Genomic DNA, 20,084 nt, shown 5'->3' with positions numbered 1-20,084 from the left:
TAAAACGCGATTGAATATACCCCTTTTCGCCTTGATGAACAATAGCCAGAAAGAATTATTTGCCCGTTTAAACGGCTCTTAGGGTACTTCTGCTGCGTAAAAATACTAAAGCGACGCTGGAGATCAGCAAGACGAAGGCAACACCGATATACAGGCTCTGTTTGTCCCAACCGTAATCCAACAAACTACCGGCGGTAATAGGGGCGAAAATAGCGCCGATACGTCCCACCCCGATAGACCAACCCACGCCTGTACCGCGAATCTCCGCTGCGTAGATACTCGGATTTAGTGTATAAAACCCGCTGATACAGCCGTTCATACAGGCACCGACGATAATCCCCAGCAACATCGCCAACCAGAGCAGTGCGGAGGAAAGAATAAAGGCGACCACCACGGCGGCAGACAGCAAGGTAAACAGAATCAATACGCTGCGTGCCGCCCAACGGCTGGCCAGTAATCCGTACAACAGCGAACCGCAGGTACCGCCCATGGCGATCATTATTCCTACGGTAATACTTTGATCCGTACTCATGCCGGCATCTTTCAGCAGCGCTGGTGTCCAGGAACTAATCAGATAATAACTGAACATCACGGCAAAAAAAGCCGTCCAGATTAACATTGTGGCGCGGGCATATTCCTTCTCAAACAAGCGGAACACGCTAGGCTTACGTAAAACTCCCTGCGCCGGCGCAACAAATTCCCAATTTCCTTTCAGCCCCATTTTCCGGCAGATGCGTTGTAACTGTTCGGTCGCTTTAGGTACTCGGCCGGAGAGCAGAAAATCAATAGATTCCGGTAACCATACCCATAAGGCGATAAAGCATAAGCCGGTCAGTAGCGCACCGGCCAGATAAACCGCATGCCAGCTGTATTCTTTTTGTAGAGCGACGGCGAATATTCCGCCCAGCACGGCACCGATACCGAAGCCGGAAGAATAGATACTGATGGCCAGACTACGCCATTTTCGGGAAGAATATTCACTGGCGAGAACATTGGTACCGACCAAAATACCGCCGACCCCTAAGCCGGTAAGCAGCCGCCAGAAACCGAGGGTTACCGCATCGGAAACAAAAGCGGAGCCCAACATACCCAATGCGGATAAAGCAACGGAGATCAGCAATAGCGGGCGACGCCCGATTCTGTCCGCCAAGGGAGCCAGAAACAAGGAGCCGGCACTCATACCGATAAGGCCCGCACTCAACAAATAGCCCAGTTGAGTACCGCTCAAACCGAATTCCGCGCGAATGGCCGTGGCGGTAAATGCCAGAGCCAGTACGTCAAAGCCGTCCAATAGGTTCATCACCGTCGCCATCATAATCACCGCCCACTGGTAAGCGGACATTGGGCTTTGGTCAATGGTTTCTCTTAAATTCATCTGCATATTCCTTCCTGTTCTATGTTGTAAAAATCTATGTTGTAAAAATCTATGTTGGAAAAATCAATGGGATCGGGCGACCGCCGTTAGCGCAAATAATTTGCCTAAAATAACATTCAGCAAGATTCCGTAAGCAGGCACAAACAACATAATCCCGACCAAAAGTTTGAATAAGTAATCAACAATTCCCAGTTCCAACCAATGCGCCGCCATAAAAGGATCAGAGCTGGCGTAAAAGGCTACGGCAAAAAATAAAAACGTATCCGCCATTGAACCGAACAGCATGGAGGCGCTCGGCGCAACCCACCAGAGGCGTAAGCGCCGTAATCGGTTAAAAACCAATACATCCAGCAACTGCCCGAATACATAGGCGCAAAAACTGGCTAAGGCGATTCGAAACACAAAGAGATTAAATTGCCCGAGTACCCCAATCCCCTGATATTGCCCTTCGGCAAACAGCGCGGATACCAGATAGCTGCTCAGCAATGCGGGCAGCATGACATTAAAAATAATCCGCCGTGCGGCAACAGCGCCAAAAATACGCACGGTTAAATCCGTGGCCAAAAACACAAAAGGAAAACTCAGGGTTCCCCAGGTGCTGTGAAAGGAAAAATCCTGTTCCGCACCGAGAGCCGTAAAGGGGAGACGAATTTCAAAAGGAATCTGCACCAGATAATTACTCAGGGTAATAATAAAAATATGAAAAAAACTTAGAATAATCAGAACGCGCAATTTTTGCCGATACTGCGCCTGAAGAATATTATTTTGCATTGTTGTAACCTTTTTTATACGGGGGTTAGGGAACCCAGGAAAATTTAATTCCAAAGGGAGCTAAAGCATAATATGAATAAAGGGATATATTCAATAATCTGGGAAATGAAAGAATTTACAGAAGGGCATGAAATAATTTAATGGCGGTGAGAAGGGGATTCGAACCCCTGATGCACTTTCGCACATACACGCTTTCCAGGCGTGCTCCTTCAACCTCTCGGACATCTCACCGGTGTGAAAATTTGTAATGCTACAAACAGGGCGAAACTATAAAAACTTACGGCGCTTTCGTCAAGTTTTTTTTACTTTTTCTTGTTCTAACGTATAAATAAAAAGCAAAGTTCAGGGTACAATAGGCAACGAAAGATATTTTTAGATGCCTTTGGAATAAATATGTTAAAAAAATGGTTCCTTAATAAAAATGCGTTACTTGCGGTCAAGCCCTTCAGTGCATTAAAAGATAGTATGCGCGCAGGATACGGAATGCGACATTTTATCAAAGACCTGATAGCAGGTTTAACTGTAGGTATTATCGCGATTCCGCTATCTATGGCTTTAGCCATTGCCAGCGGCGTACCGCCGCAGCACGGGCTGTACACCGCCATTATCGCCGGGCTAATTATCGCACTGAGCGGCGGTTCGCGTTTCAATATATCGGGACCTACCGCCGCCTTTGTGGTGATTCTTTATCCGGTTACCCAACAATTCGGCTTAGGCGGCTTATTAATGGCTACCCTGTTGTCGGGGATAATTCTGGTATTAATGGCATTTTTCCGTCTGGGACGCTTAATCGAATATATCCCTTTGCCGGTAACACTCGGTTTTACCTGCGGGATAGGTATTGTAATCGCAACCTTACAGATTAAAGATTTTCTGGGGCTGACAATCAGCGGAATGCCGGAAGATTATATCGGAAAAATTCAGACGATTTTGACCGCACTTCCGACTATAAACTGGGCGGATACGCTAATAGGCTTAACGACATTATTAATTCTGACTCAATGGCATAGACTGCGTTTGCCGGTACCCGGTCATCTGCCGGCGGTAATTATGGCCACCCTGCTCGCTTTCCTGCTGGATCATTTCGGTTACAGTATCGAAACCATAGGTTCCGCTTTCAGCTATACTCTGCCGGACGGCTCAACAGGACAGGGAATTCCGAATACCTTGCCCGAATTCATCTTACCCTGGAATATTCCCGATCCGAGCGGTCAGCCCGTGGACTGGAACTTCACCACATTACAGGCATTGCTGCCGGCGGCCTTTTCCATGGCGATTCTGGGGGCGATAGAATCCCTGCTCTGTGCGGTAATTCTGGATAATATGACCGATACCAAACACCATTCCAATAATGAATTACTGGCTCAGGGATTGGGGAATATCGCTTCGCCCTTTCTGGGTGGAATTACCGCCACCGCTGCGATCGCCCGTTCCGCCGCTAATGTAAAAGCCGGCGCCCAATCGCCGATCGCCAGTGTCGTGCATGCTTTATTGGTATTGCTTGCTCTCCTGTTCTTTGCCAATGCCTTATCTTATCTGCCCCTATCCTCTATGGCGGCGCTGTTACTGGTTGTGGCCTGGAATATGGCGAACGTCAGACAAATCGTACATCTGCTGCGGCGCTCAGGTAAAAATGAAATTGCTGTGCTGATGACCTGCCTGATTCTCACCGTGTTATTTGATATGGTGATAGCCATCAGCGTTGGAGTGTTGCTTGCCAGCCTGCTGTTTATCCGTACCATTGCGGAAATGACGAAATCCATTGCTATCTCGGCACCGGAAGATCTGAAAAATACCCAGGTTTACCGGATCAGCGGTCCGTTGTTTTTTGCGGCGGCGGACAATTTATTCGCCGATTTACATGATAAAACCCTGCATACGGAACATGAGGTTAAACATATTATTTTACAATGCGATGCGGTTACCGTCCTGGACAGCGGGGGTATCCACGCTCTGACCCGCTTCATACAGCATATGGCGCCCCATCAACAGCTGTATATGTGCAATATGCAGTTTCAGCCGCTGCGTATGATGGTGAAATCCAATACGGTAGCAGAACTGCAAAAAATCAATTTCAGCACGGATTTACAGGAAACTTACGCAAAAATCCGTTCTTTGGAGAGCTAGATAGCCGAATACCTTTCGACGAAATTTCAAAAAAGAGGAATTGTAAAAAAGGGAGCCTTTCGGCTCCCTATTTATTGGCTTTTAATCCCGTTCAGGTTAAGGTCTGCGATCATGAAAACGGCGCTCTTTATCTCCGCGTTTAACGGAACGTTCATTGAAAGAGCGGTCGTTTTTCTCTCTAAATTTTCTGTCTTCGCGTCTGAATCCCTCTTCCTGACGGCGTCCGCTGGAACGTCCGGAACGGCGTCCTTCACGCTCGTCGCGACCGCCTTTAACTTCACCGAGCAGGCTCATACGCATTTGTTTATTCAATACTCGCGCCTTACCGAATAATTGCAGTAACTCTTTCGGCATCCCCTGCGGCAGTTCGATAGTGGAATAATCTTCATACAGTTTGATATGTCCGATATTACGACTGTCGATATTACCTTCGTTGGCAATCGCTCCCACAATATGACGGACATCAACGCCATCACCGCGTCCCACTTCGATGCGGTATAAATCCATCGGTAAAGGGTTACCGTAGCCGCGACGCTCCTGACTGCGCGGATTATCGCGCCGCTCATTACGCCGTTCGTCCCGTTCGCGCCGGCCTCTACGTTCGATTACAGGATCCGGCGGCAGAATCAGTTTTTGTTTACCCTGCAATAACATCAGCATTGCCGCAGCAATATCTTCCTGATCCTGATCGGCGGTAAACAAATCCTCCAACAGGCTGCGATAAAGTTCCAGATCGCGATGCTCCAGCTGCTTGGTAATATTCGCCTTGAATTTTTCCCGGCGACGCTCCTGCAATTTTTCATGATTCGGAATATCCGTTTCTTCGATCGGTTTCTTCATCAGGCGTTCAATATTGCCCAACAGGCGGCGTTCTCTCGGCTCAACGAATAATATGGCCCGCCCCGCCCGGCCCGCTCGCCCGGTACGTCCGATACGATGCACATAGGATTCCGCATCTAACGGAATATCATAATTTACCACTAAGCTGATACGTTCCACGTCCAAACCGCGGGCGGCAACATCCGTTGCCACTAAAATATCCAAGCTACCGTTGCGTAAACGATCAAGCGTCTGTTCGCGCAGCTGCTGGGTCATGTCGCCGTTCAATGCGGCGGCACGGAAACCATGTTTTTCCAGTAATTCGGTAATATCCAGGGTACCGGTTTTGGTGCGGGTGAAGATAATTGCCGCATCAAAATCTTCCACTTCCAGGAAGCGTAATAAGGCTTCATTTTTACGGAAGCCGCGCACATACCAGCAACTTTGAGTAATATCTGGATTGGTACGCTGTGTGGACTGAATCTTCACTTCCTGAGGTTCGCTCATAAAGCGTTTGGTAATACGCCGAATCGGTTCCGGCATTGTCGCCGAGAATAAGGCGGTCTGATGGTTTTCCGGTAATTCCGCCATTACGGTTTCCACATCGTCAATAAAGCCCATACGCAGCATTTCATCCGCTTCGTCCAGCACCATAAAACGCAGGCGGGATAAATCCAAGGTTCCGCGTCGGATATGATCTAGAATACGTCCCGGGGTACCGACCACCACCTGAGCGCCCTGTCGTAAAGCGCGCAGCTGAATATCATAACGCTGCCCGCCGTAAAGGGTTACGATATGTATCCCCTTGGCATACCGGCTGAACTGTTCGCAAGCGTCCGCCACCTGAATGGCAAGCTCGCGCGTCGGTGCCATCACCAACATCTGCGGATATTTTTCCTCAACATCAATTTGCGCCAACAACGGCAAGGAGAACGCGGCGGTTTTTCCGCTCCCGGTCTGGGCCATACCTAAAACATCGCGTCCGTTCAGCAAATGAGGAATACAAGCCAGCTGAATCGGCGAAGGCGTTTCGAATCCCATATCAACCACGGCGGAAAGAATGAATTCAGGCAAGCCTAAATCCTTAAAAGTCATGTTAGTTTCAGTCATTAAATACTCGAATATAAAAAAGAAAGGGGAAATAGGAGGTTCCCCGTATATCAATAAAATGTTGTTTAGAGAAAAAACGAAGGGCAAAACTTCCGTCTTGCGAATAAGATAGATTTCCGGCGTAAAATGCTCTCTGCCGGCAATTAATCAGATGATTTAACTCTCTGTACAACAGCCTGTTCTGTTTGTTCCGTTTCGGCTTTTAATTTGCCCAATTCAAACAGAGCAAAACGATACTCAACAAAGTTATACACCTGATTTGCCACGGCTAATTTGAACAGCACTTCCGCTTCGTCAATAAGGCCGGCATTGAGTTTTTGTTTTGCCAGATAAAAATAGGTTTCCGTCAGAATTTCCGCATATTGAGGGGATTGCGGATCGGCAAAGCGTTTCGCTTTGCTGAGTAATTCCTGTTCAGAAATCCGGTTCAGATAATACTGAACGATATATGTTCCCCAATATTCCGCCGAGAGAGCCTGCGCTCTCCGGGCTAAATTTTGTTTCGCCTCGCCGGGTTTAAATTTCAGTTCGTTCAGATACAGCCACAATACCCGGTAAGGATCGCTGCTATCGGCCTGGTGAAAACGCAGAAAATCCTGTTCCGCCAGGTTATAACGCCCCATATAATAGAAATCCAGCCCCCGGTTCAAATAGGTGTATTCATAGTTCGGATCCAGTTCCAGTACGGCATCGAAGGCTTCCATGGCGCTGTCATAATCGCCGTCCAACAATAAATACAAGCCGAGATAGTTATAAATGGCCGGGGTTTTCGGCTGTAAAGCCAGTGCCTGGGTAAAATCATAACGGGCCAACGCCCACAATCCCAGACTGTCGTATAGGATACCGCGTTCAAAGTGGAGATTTGCCCGTTCCTGCTTATCCAGCTGTCCGACAATCAAAATCTGACTGATACGAACAATCATTACTTCCTGATCAAAATGCGCATTCGGATTCTGTTCCGATAATATAATGCGATTTTTCGATACGAAGCTCTGCTCCGAACTGCTTATACAACCGGATAACACCAGAACGGAAAATAATGTACTGAAAAAAACGATGGCCTTCGCCAATCTGACCCCGAATACCATTGCCGATAAACCTATATACCAGACAATTATAAAAAACCGAGAAAATTCCAACGCACTTTGCTTGAATTAACGGGCAAAGCGCGTTGGTCTATGGCTTATTCCTGTTCGCTAAGCTCGCTTGCTTCGCTGCTTTCTTCCGCTTTACGAACAAGCTCTTTCATGGTTAAACGGATACGTCCCTGACGATCAATTTCCACCACTTTAACCTGAACCTCTTGGCCGACTGCTAAATAGTCGCTGACTTTCTCAACGCGCTCTTCCGCAATCTGAGAAATATGCACTAAGCCTTCTTTGTTCCCCACAATGGATACGAAGGCGCCGAAATCCGCCAGACGCGTTACCTTACCGCGATAAATCGCACCCGCTTCCACTTCTGCGGTAATTTCTTCAATTCGGCTCATCACTTCTTTCACCGCATTGTTATCAACGGCGGCGATCTTCACCGTACCGTCATCATCAATATCAATTGAAGTGCCGGTTTCTTCGGTTAATGCACGGATAACCGCACCGCCTTTACCGATAACGTCTTTAATTTTCTTCGGATCAATCTTCATGGTATGAATACGCGGCGCAAAATCGGAAATATCCGCACGCGGTGCGGCAATCGCCTGCTCCATCACGCCCAGAATATGCATACGCGCGCTTTTCGCCTGATTCAACGCAATCTGCATAATCTCGGCGGTAATACCTTCGATTTTAATATCCATTTGCAGAGCGGTAACCCCTTCGCGTGTTCCAGCAACTTTGAAGTCCATATCGCCCAGGTGATCTTCATCGCCCAGAATATCGGAAAGCACCACAAATTTTTCATTTTCTTTCACCAATCCCATGGCAATACCGGCAACCGCCGCTTTAATCGGCACCCCGGCGTCCATTAAGGCTAATGAAGCGCCGCAAACGGAAGCCATGGAAGAAGAACCGTTAGATTCGGTAATTTCGGAAACCACACGCACCACATAAGGGAACTCCGCCAGGGTCGGCATTACTGCGGCAACACCGCGTTTCGCCAGACGACCATGTCCGATTTCACGACGTTTCGGCGAACCGATCATACCGGTTTCACCCACGGAATACGGAGGGAAGTTATAGTGGAACAGGAAGTGATCGGCACGTTCACCGGTCAGTTCGTCAATAATTTGCGCATCTCTCTCCGTTCCCAAGGTGGCAACCGCAAGCGCCTGAGTTTCACCGCGGGTGAAAATAGCCGAACCATGAGTACGCGGCAATACGCCGGTACAAATATCCAGAGCGCGCACGGTATCCACCGTACGACCGTCGATACGAGGTTCGCCGTTTAAAATTCTGCCGCGGACTACCGCACTTTCCAGAGAGGTAATGATATCAATAATCGCACCTTCGCTGATTGTTTCGTCTTCCGCCGTTAACTGGGCGATAACATCCGCTTTAATCGCATCGATTTGCTCATAGCGAATCTGTTTTTCAGTGATCCGATAGGCATCGCCCAAACGTGCTTCGGCCAGGGCTTTCACCTTATTGATCAATTCATGATTCGGCTGCGGAGCCACCCAATCCCAACGCGGTTTGCCCGCCTGTGCGGTAAATTCTTTGATGGCTTCGACCACGACCTGCTGTTGCTGATGACCGAATACTACGGCGGCCAGCATTTGTTCTTCGCTCAGAATATCCGCTTCGGATTCCACCATCAGCACCGCTTTATCGGTACCCGCCACCACTAAATCCAAACGGCTTTGTTTCTGCTCGGCAACGGTCGGATTTAACACAAACTGATCATTAATAAAACCTACGCGTGCCGCACCTATAGGGCCGTTAAAAGGTACGCCGGACAATGACAGTGCGGCGGAAGCGCCGATCATGGCCACCAAATCCGGACTGATTTGCGGATTAACGGAAACCACAGTGGCAACAATTTGAATTTCGTTATAAAAACCTTCCGGGAAAAGCGGACGGATAGGACGGTCAATTAAACGGGCAATCAGGGTTTCACCTTCGGAAGGACGGCCTTCGCGCTTAAAAAAACCGCCCGGAATACGACCGGCCGCATAGGTACGTTCCTGATAGTTCACCGTTAGAGGGAAGAAATCCTGCCCTTCTTTAACCTCTTTTTTAGCCACTACGCTAACAAATACCGTGGTATCGTCCATACTTGCCATAACCGCTGCCGTGGCCTGACGGGCGATAGCCCCGGTTTCCAAAGTTACGGTATGCTGACCGTATTTAAACTGTTTTACAATCGGATTCACAATTTTTTCCTTTTTAGTTATTTGCTGAAAATTGCGTTTTATTTTCCAGATTTGCGACTAGCAAAAATAATCTTCTCCACTCCGCACCGTTGCGTAAAATCACTTTTGATAGCCGCACGCTAAAGCGGAAAACAAAACTTTGGCATTATACTAGGCTTTACCCTATTTGGGAATTTTTTTCACCCTGATGCCTTATCTTTTACCCCCGTGCCGAAAAAGCGCAGAAAAACTTCCGCCGGACTTTGGCGTTCGGCGCAATCGGGTATAGAATAAGCGCCGAGCTAAACATCCCCCTATTTTTTTAAGGATTTAAGGAGAAAGCATGTTTTTCGGAGATTTAACCCGTTCGGATTTTAAACGCGGCTTACCTAAAGTTATCGCCGCTACCTGTGAATATTTAAACCGGCTGGATTTATCCGCACTTAGCCCCGGTCGGCATGATATCAGCGATCAAATTTATATGAATGTAATGGAAACCGATACCCAACCGGCGGCGGAACGTCCGGCGGAACTGCATCGCCGCCATGCGGATATTCAGGTATTGATTAGCGGAGAAGAAGCGATGGAATACGGTATTACCCAGCCGGATCTCAGTCGCTACGAGGTTTATCATGAAGCGGAAGATTATCAGCTTACGCCTCATGCCATCGAGTATAAACAAACATTAACCCTACGCCCGAAAATGTTTGTGGTCTATCTGCCCTACGAAGAGCATAAACCTTGCTGCAATGCGGGAGAAAGCTCGCAGAGAATTAAAAAACTGGTGGTTAAAATTCCGCTGCAGTTATTGGAATAAGAGCGCCTAACTTGTCCGCGCCGAACAGCGAGCGCCCCAATAAGATGCTGTTCGGCCGTTTTGCCTATCCGCTCTTATTACGGAAGAAACAGCCCGTCTTTTGATAAATTAACGATACAGCTGGAGCTTAGGTACTTCTAGCATAAGTTTTTCCTGCCAACGCTGTAATGTTTGTTGCGCTAATAGGCTTAAGGCCTGATAGAAAGGATAATCCGTCTGTTCCGCTAAAAGTTGCAAATAGCGCCCCGACCAAGTCAGCAAATGCTGCGCTAAAAATTCATTAAGTAACGGCGGATGATTTTCGGCTAAATAGGCGGCTAGCATCAACATTAAACCGAAATGATCTTCCGGTTCATTCAAGTCCAAACTAAATGTAATTTTATGCCATTTTAAAAATGTGCGTAACTCAAGCAGCGAATCACCGAAAATCACCCCTTCCCGATCAAGATAAACCGATCCCCAAGGAGGAGCGGGTAACGCATTCGGCCCAATAAAAAGGTATTGATAAGCTTCATCAAGATCTCGGCTTAGACCTTTTCGTATAAGCCCTTGAATCTCCTCCGATACGGTTAAAATATGCCAATCCTCAATCCAGTTCGGGCGTTCAAAAAAGGCTAAAATAGGTTTTACCTCTTGCGCCTGCGGCGCATAATAAAATGCCGCGCCTAATAAGCGCCCGTAAGTCGAGATTTCCTGTAATAATGTTTGCTGCATAAACTATTCCGAACAATAAATCCAGCAGGGCGCCGTAACCGACGCCCTCTGTTTCCGTTGATTTTATAATTAGCCCGCTACGGCCATTCCTACCGTCATATGGAGTCCGTAAAAAATTAAACGCCCGATCATTTCGGCAAAGAGTACCGCTAAAGCGGCGACACCTAATAGCCAATTTTTTGGTAATTTGCATAAAACGATGGCGCCTAGTGCCAAGAGCGTAAAGCGCAGCGCCTGTAAATTGGCAAAATCTGGTACCAAGTTCACCGCCTGCTGTACGGAGCTATGAATATGCGCAAGTCCAACCCCTTGATAAATAACCACAATCACCGCTAAAAATAATCCGACCAAATAGCAATAAGCCACATGACATAACTTGTATGTTTTGTGCGGATTAGCATTTAACAAACCGTAGGCCAAAGCCGAACCGCCAATAACAAGGGTTAAGTAAAATTGTAAGCTGGTCAGCAAACTGTCCCAGGTCGGAACGGTATTAATATGATAAACATTATTCATCATATACATAAATACCAAGCCTAAAACTGCGGTTAACGCCAACCATACCTTGGCCAGAGCCTCGGTGATTTTTCCCGTGATACCGAGCAACCAATAGATCCCTGCAGCACCGAAGAAAACGGCGCCGGAGGCAATTTCATTGCTAAGCATAGATGAACCTATTCGATTTAACGAATTAAAGGCTCTAAGGGGAGAACCCAAATGCAGAATCGAAGCGATAAATCCAAGACCTAATAGCGCTAACAGAATAAACATTACCTTATGCAGATATTGCTTACTTTGTGCAGAATTATTCCGGTATAAGGCCCAGCTGAACAGCAACCAGGCACCTACCGTTGATTGTGCCAATACGGTAAAAATAATCAGGGGTAATTCGTGTAAGCCGTTCATTTTACACCTCTCTCGGATTGCCTAAGAAGCCGCTGGTATCACCGCTGCTACGGCAATGTTTATTCGGTTTAATCACTAGATTAGGTTGAGTAATCTCTGCCGCAGGTAAGGGGGCGATAGAAGCTTGATTACCGTATTTTTCGCGTAACTCGTCAATGGGTGCAAAATCCAGAGCGCGTAATGGACAGGCTTCTACACAAATCGGTTTATGCCCTTCTTTAATACGTGAATAACAACCATCACATTTGGTCATATGCCCTTTCTTCACATTATATTGCGGAGCATCATAAGGACAGGCCATATGACAGTAACGGCAACCGATACAAATCTCTTCATTCACGATAACGAATCCGTCCGCATTTTTATGCATCGCACCTGTCGGACAAACTTTGGTACAGGCCGGATCGGTACAGTGGTTACAAGAAATAGACAAATAATAAGCAAATACATTTTGGTTCCAACATCCGTCCGCCTGCTGCGTCCAATCACCGCCGGTATATTCATAAATACGGCGAAAATTCACATCGGTTCCCAGCTCCTTATAATCCTTACAGGCTAATTCACAAGTTTTACAACCGGTACAGCGCTCGGCGTCGAAATAAAAGCCATATTGTTTCATCATATCCCCCTTAGGCTTTCTCAATTTGAACTAAATTAGAATGTTGCGGATTACCTTTGGCCAACGGCGAAGGACGGTGGGTAGTAATAGTATTCACACAACCGCCGTGATCGACACGATCCCCGAACATATTCGCCTGATGCCATGCTCCCTGTCCCATACCTAATACCCCCGGCATAATACGCGGGGTAATTTTGGCCGGAAGACGGGTTTCACCGATTTCATTAAAGATACGAACTAATTCACCGTCTTTAATATTCTTTTGTTTAGCATCAAGGGGATTAATCCAGACCTCTTGCGGATTGGCATGTTGCAATACATCGATATTGCCGTAAGAAGAATGGGTTCTCGCTTTGTAATGGAAGCCCACTAACTGGAACGGATACTTCTCTTTTTTCGGATCCGCCACACTGTTAAATCCTGCGGCAAAAATCGGTAAAGGATGGATTACATCGTCTTCGGCCAATTCCCAGCTGTTCGCGATATCCGCAAGTTGTTCAGAATAAATTTCAATTTTTCCGGAAGGGGTCTTAAGCGGGTTCGCTTGCGGATCTTTACGGAAATCTTTGAAGGCAACCACATGTTCTTCAGGGCATTTGCGCTTATAAATCCCAACCTTTTTCATCTCTTCATAACTCGGCATATCCGGATTACGACTTTTTGTTTGTTCACAAAGATAGCGAACCCATTCGTGCTGAGTACGACCTTCGGTAAACTTCTGATAAACCTCATCGCCTAAGCGTTTTGCCACTTCCGATAAAATTTCATAAATCGGGCGACGCTCAAACTTACGGCTTGTCGCCGGTTGGCCTAAAATAACATAGGCCATATTACCCGCCGCCTCATGGGGAATTAAATCTTCCTGTTCGGTCGGCATTAAATCCGGCAGCACTATATCGCAATATTTCATTGAGGCGGTCATAAAGTGGTCGATCCCCACAAGCATTTCGCATTTACTCTCATCTTGCAGGATATCGTGAGTTCGCCCGATATTACTGTTCTGATTAATCAGCGTATTACTTGCATAGCACCACATAAATTTAATAGGTACATCAAGTTTCGCTTTACCCTGCACACCATCGCGAAGTGCGGTCATTTCCGTTCCCCGCTCGATTGCATCGGGCCAAGTAAAAACCGAAATTTTAGTTTTAACCGGATTGCTTAACATGGAAAACCATTCGGGCGCCATATCATAGGTACCTTCACGGTCGCCGGTATTACCACCGTTGATCCCCACATTACCGGTTAAGATCGCTAACATAGCAATAGCACGCGCGGTTTGTTCGCCGTTTGAATGACGTTGCGGCCCCCAGCCCTGACAAATAAACGCCGGCTTTGTCTGGCCGATTTCACGTGCAAGTTTGATAATACGGCTGCTCGGAATGCCCGTAATCTTTGCGGCCCATTCAGGGGTTTTCGCAATACCGTCTTCGCCTTGTCCTAAAATATAGGCTTTATAATGACTGTTCTTCGGTGCGGATGCCGGTAAGGTTTTTTCGTCATAGCCCACACAATATTTATCTAAAAAGGCTTGATCCACCATATCTTCGGTAATCAATACATAGGCAAGAGCTGCCGCTAAGGCTCCATCAGTTCCCAGGTAAATCGGGATCCATTCGTCCTCGCGTCCGACGCCGGTATCGTTATAACGCGGATCGATTAAAATCATTCTTGCATTGGAACGTTCACGGGCCTGCTCAACATAATAGGTTACGCCGCCACCGCTCATTCTTGTTTCGGCTGGATTATTGCCAAACATCACAACCAGTTTAGAATTTGCAATATCATCGGGGCTATTACCGCTGCGCTCACCATAAAGATATTGCATTGCCATACGAATTTGTGCCGTACTATAGCTACCGTAACGGCTTAAAAAACCGCCGCAAGAATTCATTAAACGGTAAGGAACGTTAGAATTGGTAATATTACCGCCGTCAACGCCCGTACCATACAAAACATGGACCGCTTCATTACCGTAATCTTTTAAAATACGCTTTAGATTATCGGCAATCGTATCCAGCGCTTCCTCCCAACTGATACGTTTAAATTTCCCTTCTCCGCGTTTTCCTATGCGTTTCATCGGATATTTCAAGCGATCCGGGTGATTCATACGACGACGAATAGAACGACCTCGCAAACAAGCGCGTACTTGATGATTTCCGTATTCGTCATTGCCCGTATTATCCGTTTCTACCCAATACACCTCGTCATTTTTAATATGCAAACGTAATGCGCAACGACTGCCGCAATTCACCGTACAGGCACTCCAAACCCATTTATCTTCCGTAACATCTGCTACCGGAATTTGTTCTGCTGCTACACTCTTGAAAGGTAATGCCATATCGGCAACAATGGCAGCCGCACCGACAGAAGAGCCCTTTAAAAAAGTTCTTCGATTTAAGCCCGGATTTAATATTGAGTTATCCATAAATATTCCCCCATATTTACTTTTTCACTCCAATTTAAAAATAAAAATACCTTAGGTATAAACTATCGCGGGCAAGGTTCTCATATTGAATTGTTCAATACAAGGCGACTTTCTGTAGCTTTTTTAATAATAGAATTAAAAAAAATTTAAAAGTTAAATAAATGTTAATTTAATAAAGAAAAGAGATTTAATCGGTAAAACGAAGGAAAATAAAAAGGGAAAATTGCATTCACTTACACACTTTTCCCTTGGAAACTCGGTCGAATAATATTTTCTACAAAAATTTAATTGTTATATTACTGTAAGCGCCGCTTTTAAATCTTCAATTAAATCTTCTGCATCTTCACAGCCGACGGAATACCGCAAAAGCCCCTCCGTAACGCCTTGTTCTAAGCGTTCTTTCGGGCTGACGCAAGCATGAGACATTTTCGCCGGGTAGGAGATAATCGATTCGATGCCCCCTAAACTAACGGCGACAAGGGGAATCTTGAGGGCTTGCAGAAATTTAGTTACATTTTGATAAGAACCTAAATCAAAGGAAATAATCATTCCGCCGTTTTTCGATTGTGCCATATGAATCTTATGTCCGGCGTGGCCGGCAAGCCCCGGATAGAAAACCTGTTTCACCTTAGGATGACAAGCTAAAAATTCCGCTATTTGTCGGGCGTTATCACTGGCCTGCTTAACCCGCATCGCCATGGATTTTAAACCGCGCATTGTTAACCAACAGTCAAATGGTGCTGCAATACCGCCGAGAACAACAGCGATTTTGTGAATTTTAGCAGCTAATGATGCGCTATTTGTGGCAAGCGTACCTAACACCACATCACTATGACCGTTAATAAACTTGGTCGCACTGTTAATCGAAATATCAACCCCTAAGGCAATCACATTGGAAAGCAAGGGGGTCATAAAGGTATTATCACAAATGGTGAGTACATTATGCTTTTTAGCAATGGAGATGACCCCTTGCAAATCGGTAATTTGCAAGGTGGGATTGGAAGGCGTTTCAACATAAAATGCCTTGGTATTTTCTTTAATCGCAGCCAGATAGTTATGCGGATCTGTGGCATCGACAAAACTGACTTCAATGCCGTAAGCGGGCAGCATTTCCGTCATCAACTGAAAAGTACCGCCATAAATATTCCGGCAGGCGACGATATGATCGCCCTGTTTAAATTGTAATAAAGAGGCGCTAATCGCCGCCATTCCCGAAGCAAAAATCTCGGCATATTGCGCTTCTTCAATCGCACAAATCGCTTCGCAAAGTCCGCTGCGAGAAGGATTTGAAAAGCGGGAATAAATCGGGCCGGAATGGCTGTCCAAATCATGTTGATGAAAGGTTGAAGCCTGATAAATGGGTACGGAGGAACTGCCCGTTGTTTTATCCGTTATCTCATAGCCATGTAATACTTTCGTGTTTATTTTCATTGTTATTTCCTAATAATAAGCAGCTAATCAATAGCTAAAGGGTTAACCCAAGTATAATGTAAGCCAGTAAAGCTATTCCCCCGGTAACTAACGCATAAGGGAACTGGGTTCTGATATGTTCGATGTGTTCGCAATCCGTCGCCATGGACGCAACGATCGCATCGGAAGAAATCGGCGAGGTCATATCGCCGAAAATAGAGCCTGAAATAGCGGCGCCAATCATATATTCCGGCGGAACCCCTACGGACACGCCGAGTTGTACGCCTATTGGGATCATAATGGCAAAAGTTCCCCAAGAAGTACCCGTTGCCAGGGACATAATGGCGCTGATCAGGAAGATAAAACCGATGGTTAAACTCGGCGGGATAACGCTGGACGAAATTTTGGCAATATAAGCGCCGGTATGTAAATCACCGCAAATTCCCCCCATTAAAAAGGCAAAAATCATTACCGAACTAATTTTGACCATGCTGGCAAAGCCGATATAGATTTCGCTAAAGAAACTGTCAATGGTAAAAATACGGCGAGCCATAAACCATACAAAGGAAATACTTAGCCCGAAAATAACCGCATAATATACGGAGGTTGAACCGCTCCCCTTAGAAAAATCGCCGTGGCCGGTAATATATAGCATAACGGGAACGGCCAATACGGTAGATAAAATCGGAATCAGGAAATTTAAAATACTGTTACTGTTCGGATGCTCTATTACATAATCCTGCGGGTCGGTATGATTCTGCTGCTGTACTTTTTTACGCTTAAGGCGGGGATATTTAGTCAATAACTCCGCTTTACGCATTGGGCCCCATGAGGCGCCGGTAAAAATATAAAACAGTACCGTCGCCAACGAGAAAAACGCCATAAAATGATAAAGCATTGAACCGGCAAGAATTTCAAAGGGTTCTCCGGTTAAAAAACCCTTGCTGATTTGTACCCCGATAACCCCCATCATGGCGGCGCCCCAGCCGTTAATCATGGCCGAGGAACAAACGGATACGCAGGAGGTTTGAATAATGTAAGACATTTTTTCCGGCGGAACGGCATATTTTTCGGCTAATTTTTTGGTTGAAACACCGGCGACTAACTGGTTAATCGAACTTTCAACAAAAATCAAAGAGGTAATCACCATCGCAAGCAGTTGAACAGAACGGCGCCCTTTAATTAACTGTGATTTTTCACTTAATGCGCGTACTAAGCTGCGCATTCCCCCGGTAACGACCACTAACCGCATAATGCCGCCGATTAACACCATAAAAATAATCGTTTTAGCATTACCGCCATCGGCAAAAATTTTGATAATTCCGTCCAGAGTAGCCTTAATACCGCCCAAAATATGGAAATCATGCAACACGATAAATCCGAAGACGGAACCTGTTAGCAGAGAAAGAATCACCTGGCGGGTTAAAACAGCCAATAAGATAGTAAACAGCGGCGTAAGCACCGCCCAAATACCGTAATCTTGCATAATATGCCCCTTAGGCTATTGGTTTATTGTGCTAATGCGTAAGCCAAATCTTCAATTAAATCATCAATACATTCGATGCCGACGGATAAACGCAATGTGGTATCAAAAATACCTATAGCCGCTCTGGCTTCGGCACCCATACTGGCATGAGACATCGTAGCGCTATGGTTTACCATACTTTCCACCCCGCCAAGGGATTCGGCCAGAACAAAATATTGCAAGCCTTTAATAAAGCGATTCACGCGTTCCAAATCGCCTTTTAAGCGAATGGTAACCACCGCTCCCCCCGAACGCATTTGCTTTTTACACAATTCATAGTCGGGGTGCGATTTTAAGCCGGGATAATGAACTTCTAATATTTCCGCATGATTTTCTAAGAATTCGGCAACTTTTAACGCATTATCACATTGCCGCTGCATACGCAGATCAAGGGTTTTCATTCCACGCAATGCAAGATAGGCATCGAAAGGGGAGGCAATGGCGCCAAGTGCGGTTTTTTTCGAATTGATTTCTGCGGCGAAATCTTCACGTCGGGTAATTAAGGCTCCGCCGATAATATCGGAATGGCCATTGATATATTTACTGGTGGAAAGCATGACCAAATCCGCGCCTAAACTGAGCGGTTGCTGGTTCCAAGCGGTAGCAAAGGTATTGTCGACACAGGTAATGATGTTGCGTGCTTTGGCAAATTGACAAACTTTTTCAATATCTACGATGCGCAATAGCGGATTCGTCGGACTTTCGATCCAAATCATGCGGGTATTGCTTTGCAATGCGGCCTCTAATTCCGCCTGATCATTCAGGTTAATATAGGAGAAAGAAAATCCGAAAGTACTTTTACGGATGCTTTCGAATAAACGGAAAGTCCCGCCATATACCCCGGTGATCACGATAATATGACTGTCTCTCGGCAAGAGTTCCAGTGCCAGAGAAGCGGCGGCAACACCGCTGGCGGTAGCGGTGGCATAAATACCGTTTTCAATTTCGGCTAGCGCCGTTTCATAGGAATAGCGTGTCGGATTGGATACCCGGGAATAACAAAATTTACGCTGTTCATTTAAATCTCTTTGAATAAAAGAACTTGCGGTCGTAATAGGGGTTACAATAGCATCATAGGCTTCATCTTTTTGATAACCGGCATGTACCGCTAAAGTCGCAATAGATTTTGATTTTGTTCTCATAAATAAACTCCCGTTGGATAATAGAGGCTAAGTTTACTTATGTTCACACTATTGACCCCTAAAATAAAGGGTGCTTTAATTATATAAATTTAAATCAGTTATCAAAAAATCTTTATAATGAAAAACCTCCGCCATATGTCCCTCAAACGTATTCATTGTTTTGTTGCCATTGCGAATTTAGGCAACTTAAACGAGGCGGCAAAAGAGCTTAATCTCACCCCTTCTGCGGTTAGCCAAAACCTGAAACTGCTGGAAGAGGAATTAGGCGTTACCTTAATCAAGCGAACCACAAGAAGCTTGTTGTTGACGGATGTAGGTCAGTATTTCTATCAAAATTTACAGAAAATTCTGGCTGATTTAGATAATTTATACAGCAATGCCGGTACCTATAATAAGGAACCGAAGGGAGAACTCACCATTACCTGCCCGGTTGCTTTCGGCTATTCTCAGCTTGCTCCGCTTATTTATGAATTTAGCGAACGCTATCAGCACATTAATGTAAATATCAAATTAAGCGATAATTTAGTCAATTTAAATGAAGAAGATTACGATATCGCCTTACGTATCGTTTCCATGCCGCCCGATAATTTTTCTCTTCGTTATTTATGCCCGATAGACTGGGTATATTGCGCATCAAGCGAATATTTATCCCGGTACGGCAAACCGGAAACCATTGAGGATCTGCGCCATCATCAATTATTGATGTATCCGGAAATGAATCCTACCTTAAAAAAAATGGATAATAGCGAAACCCTAAAATCCATTAAATCAAATTGCAGTTTATTTTCGCTGCAAGCGGTTTTAAACCACAAAGGCGTTGCATATTTACCGCTTTATTTAATTCGGGACGAAATTAAAAATAAGCGGATTGTCCCCCTAAAATTAACTGATCGTTTAGTATTTCACACCCATCATCTGTACGCTTTGTATTTTCCTTCACGTCATAATAATCCGAAAATCCGGGTATTTATTGATTTCTTATTGGAAAAATTCAGCCGGCAAAGTTTCGCATTAGAAGAATAAGGCTTATTT

Annotated in this window: 15 protein-coding genes and 1 tRNA gene; 3 read left to right on the top strand and 13 right to left on the bottom strand. The window is 45.7% G+C overall.

Annotated features, from left to right (window positions below; translation table 11 throughout):
• Positions 1 to 67: 67 nt before the first annotated feature.
• The 3 genes from EDC45_RS01205 to EDC45_RS01195 form a co-directional block, all read right to left on the bottom strand.
• Entirely contained in the window at positions 68 to 1,375 is a 1,308-nt protein-coding gene (locus EDC45_RS01205) for an MFS transporter (protein ID WP_133543243.1), read from the bottom strand.
• Between the two features lie 63 nt (positions 1,376 to 1,438).
• Positions 1,439 to 2,146: a 7-cyano-7-deazaguanine/7-aminomethyl-7-deazaguanine transporter gene (locus EDC45_RS01200; RefSeq protein WP_133542646.1), complete on the bottom strand. Its 708-nt coding sequence runs from the start codon at positions 2,144 to 2,146 to the stop codon at positions 1,439 to 1,441.
• 141 nt (positions 2,147 to 2,287) lie between these two features.
• Positions 2,288 to 2,377, bottom strand: a tRNA-Ser gene (locus tag EDC45_RS01195).
• 162 nt (positions 2,378 to 2,539) lie between these two features.
• Here EDC45_RS01195 and dauA point away from each other — a divergent pair.
• Positions 2,540 to 4,273, top strand: coding sequence for a C4-dicarboxylic acid transporter DauA (gene dauA, locus EDC45_RS01190; RefSeq protein WP_133542644.1), 1,734 nt, complete (start codon positions 2,540 to 2,542; stop codon positions 4,271 to 4,273).
• A gap of 96 nt (positions 4,274 to 4,369) precedes the next feature.
• On the opposite strand, the gene EDC45_RS01185 is transcribed toward dauA, so the two are convergent.
• The 3 genes from EDC45_RS01185 to pnp form a co-directional block, all read right to left on the bottom strand.
• Positions 4,370 to 6,202: a DEAD/DEAH box helicase gene (locus EDC45_RS01185; protein WP_133542642.1), complete on the bottom strand. Its 1,833-nt coding sequence runs from the start codon at positions 6,200 to 6,202 to the stop codon at positions 4,370 to 4,372.
• A gap of 143 nt (positions 6,203 to 6,345) precedes the next feature.
• Positions 6,346 to 7,290 (bottom strand): lipoprotein NlpI, encoded by a 945-nt coding sequence (nlpI, locus tag EDC45_RS01180; protein WP_133542640.1) that lies wholly within the window; start codon positions 7,288 to 7,290, stop codon positions 6,346 to 6,348.
• Between the two features lie 95 nt (positions 7,291 to 7,385).
• Positions 7,386 to 9,512: a polyribonucleotide nucleotidyltransferase gene (pnp, locus tag EDC45_RS01175; protein ID WP_133542638.1), complete on the bottom strand. Its 2,127-nt coding sequence runs from the start codon at positions 9,510 to 9,512 to the stop codon at positions 7,386 to 7,388.
• Positions 9,513 to 9,834: 322 nt separating this feature from the next.
• On the opposite strand from pnp, the gene nanQ reads away from it, so the two are divergent.
• Complete coding sequence (gene nanQ / locus EDC45_RS01170; RefSeq protein WP_133542636.1) at positions 9,835 to 10,308, top strand: N-acetylneuraminate anomerase; 474 nt, start codon at positions 9,835 to 9,837, stop codon at positions 10,306 to 10,308.
• A 108-nt stretch (positions 10,309 to 10,416) separates the two neighbouring features.
• Here the strand turns inward: nanQ and dmsD are convergent, their stop codons facing one another.
• From dmsD to EDC45_RS01135, 7 genes are all read right to left on the bottom strand, one after another.
• A complete protein-coding gene (dmsD, locus tag EDC45_RS01165) occupies positions 10,417 to 11,022 on the bottom strand; it encodes a Tat proofreading chaperone DmsD (protein ID WP_133542634.1) in 606 nt (201 codons plus the stop codon).
• Between the two features lie 69 nt (positions 11,023 to 11,091).
• Complete coding sequence (locus tag EDC45_RS01160; protein WP_133542632.1) at positions 11,092 to 11,928, bottom strand: DmsC/YnfH family molybdoenzyme membrane anchor subunit; 837 nt, start codon at positions 11,926 to 11,928, stop codon at positions 11,092 to 11,094.
• A 1-nt stretch (position 11,929) separates the two neighbouring features.
• On the bottom strand, positions 11,930 to 12,547 hold the full coding sequence (locus EDC45_RS01155) for a DMSO/selenate family reductase complex B subunit (protein ID WP_133543241.1): 618 nt from the start codon (positions 12,545 to 12,547) through the stop codon (positions 11,930 to 11,932).
• Positions 12,548 to 12,557: 10 nt separating this feature from the next.
• Positions 12,558 to 14,975 carry a selenate/tellurate reductase subunit YnfF gene (gene ynfF / locus EDC45_RS01150; RefSeq protein WP_133542630.1) on the bottom strand — a complete coding sequence of 806 codons (2,418 nt, stop codon included), beginning with the start codon at positions 14,973 to 14,975 and terminating at the stop codon, positions 12,558 to 12,560.
• A 291-nt stretch (positions 14,976 to 15,266) separates the two neighbouring features.
• Positions 15,267 to 16,406 carry a trans-sulfuration enzyme family protein gene (locus EDC45_RS01145; RefSeq protein ID WP_133542628.1) on the bottom strand — a complete coding sequence of 380 codons (1,140 nt, stop codon included), beginning with the start codon at positions 16,404 to 16,406 and terminating at the stop codon, positions 15,267 to 15,269.
• 34 nt (positions 16,407 to 16,440) lie between these two features.
• Complete coding sequence (locus EDC45_RS01140; protein ID WP_133542626.1) at positions 16,441 to 17,871, bottom strand: Na+/H+ antiporter NhaC family protein; 1,431 nt, start codon at positions 17,869 to 17,871, stop codon at positions 16,441 to 16,443.
• Between the two features lie 23 nt (positions 17,872 to 17,894).
• Positions 17,895 to 19,052 carry a trans-sulfuration enzyme family protein gene (locus EDC45_RS01135; protein ID WP_133542624.1) on the bottom strand — a complete coding sequence of 386 codons (1,158 nt, stop codon included), beginning with the start codon at positions 19,050 to 19,052 and terminating at the stop codon, positions 17,895 to 17,897.
• A 135-nt stretch (positions 19,053 to 19,187) separates the two neighbouring features.
• On the opposite strand from EDC45_RS01135, the gene EDC45_RS01130 reads away from it, so the two are divergent.
• The gene (locus EDC45_RS01130; RefSeq protein WP_208107230.1) at positions 19,188 to 20,075 is read left to right on the top strand and encodes a LysR family transcriptional regulator; all 888 of its coding nucleotides are present in this window, start codon (positions 19,188 to 19,190) and stop codon (positions 20,073 to 20,075) included.
• Positions 20,076 to 20,084: the final 9 nt, after the last annotated feature.

The sequence above is a fragment of the Mesocricetibacter intestinalis genome (genome assembly GCF_004363295.1).
GTDB lineage: Bacteria > Pseudomonadota > Gammaproteobacteria > Enterobacterales > Pasteurellaceae > Mesocricetibacter > Mesocricetibacter intestinalis.
This window is presented reverse-complemented; position numbering and strand designations above follow the sequence as displayed.

Excerpts from the sequence above, each read along its gene's own strand:
- ynfF (WP_133542630.1), bottom strand. The coding sequence starts at position 14,975 with ATGGATAACTCAATATTAAATCCGGGCTTAAATCGAAGAACTTTTTTA.
- EDC45_RS01145 (WP_133542628.1), bottom strand. The coding sequence starts at position 16,406 with ATGAAAATAAACACGAAAGTATTACATGGCTATGAGATAACGGATAAA.
- dmsD (WP_133542634.1), bottom strand. The coding sequence starts at position 11,022 with ATGCAGCAAACATTATTACAGGAAATCTCGACTTACGGGCGCTTATTA.
- EDC45_RS01160 (WP_133542632.1), bottom strand. The coding sequence starts at position 11,928 with ATGAACGGCTTACACGAATTACCCCTGATTATTTTTACCGTATTGGCA.
- EDC45_RS01155 (WP_133543241.1), bottom strand. The coding sequence starts at position 12,547 with ATGAAACAATATGGCTTTTATTTCGACGCCGAGCGCTGTACCGGTTGT.
- EDC45_RS01135 (WP_133542624.1), bottom strand. The coding sequence starts at position 19,052 with ATGAGAACAAAATCAAAATCTATTGCGACTTTAGCGGTACATGCCGGT.
- EDC45_RS01130 (WP_208107230.1), top strand. The coding sequence starts at position 19,188 with ATGTCCCTCAAACGTATTCATTGTTTTGTTGCCATTGCGAATTTAGGC.
- EDC45_RS01185 (WP_133542642.1), bottom strand. The coding sequence starts at position 6,202 with ATGACTGAAACTAACATGACTTTTAAGGATTTAGGCTTGCCTGAATTC.
- nlpI (WP_133542640.1), bottom strand. The coding sequence starts at position 7,290 with ATGGTATTCGGGGTCAGATTGGCGAAGGCCATCGTTTTTTTCAGTACA.
- EDC45_RS01140 (WP_133542626.1), bottom strand. The coding sequence starts at position 17,871 with ATGCAAGATTACGGTATTTGGGCGGTGCTTACGCCGCTGTTTACTATC.
- EDC45_RS01205 (WP_133543243.1), bottom strand. The coding sequence starts at position 1,375 with ATGAATTTAAGAGAAACCATTGACCAAAGCCCAATGTCCGCTTACCAG.
- EDC45_RS01200 (WP_133542646.1), bottom strand. The coding sequence starts at position 2,146 with ATGCAAAATAATATTCTTCAGGCGCAGTATCGGCAAAAATTGCGCGTT.
- nanQ (WP_133542636.1), top strand. The coding sequence starts at position 9,835 with ATGTTTTTCGGAGATTTAACCCGTTCGGATTTTAAACGCGGCTTACCT.
- dauA (WP_133542644.1), top strand. The coding sequence starts at position 2,540 with ATGTTAAAAAAATGGTTCCTTAATAAAAATGCGTTACTTGCGGTCAAG.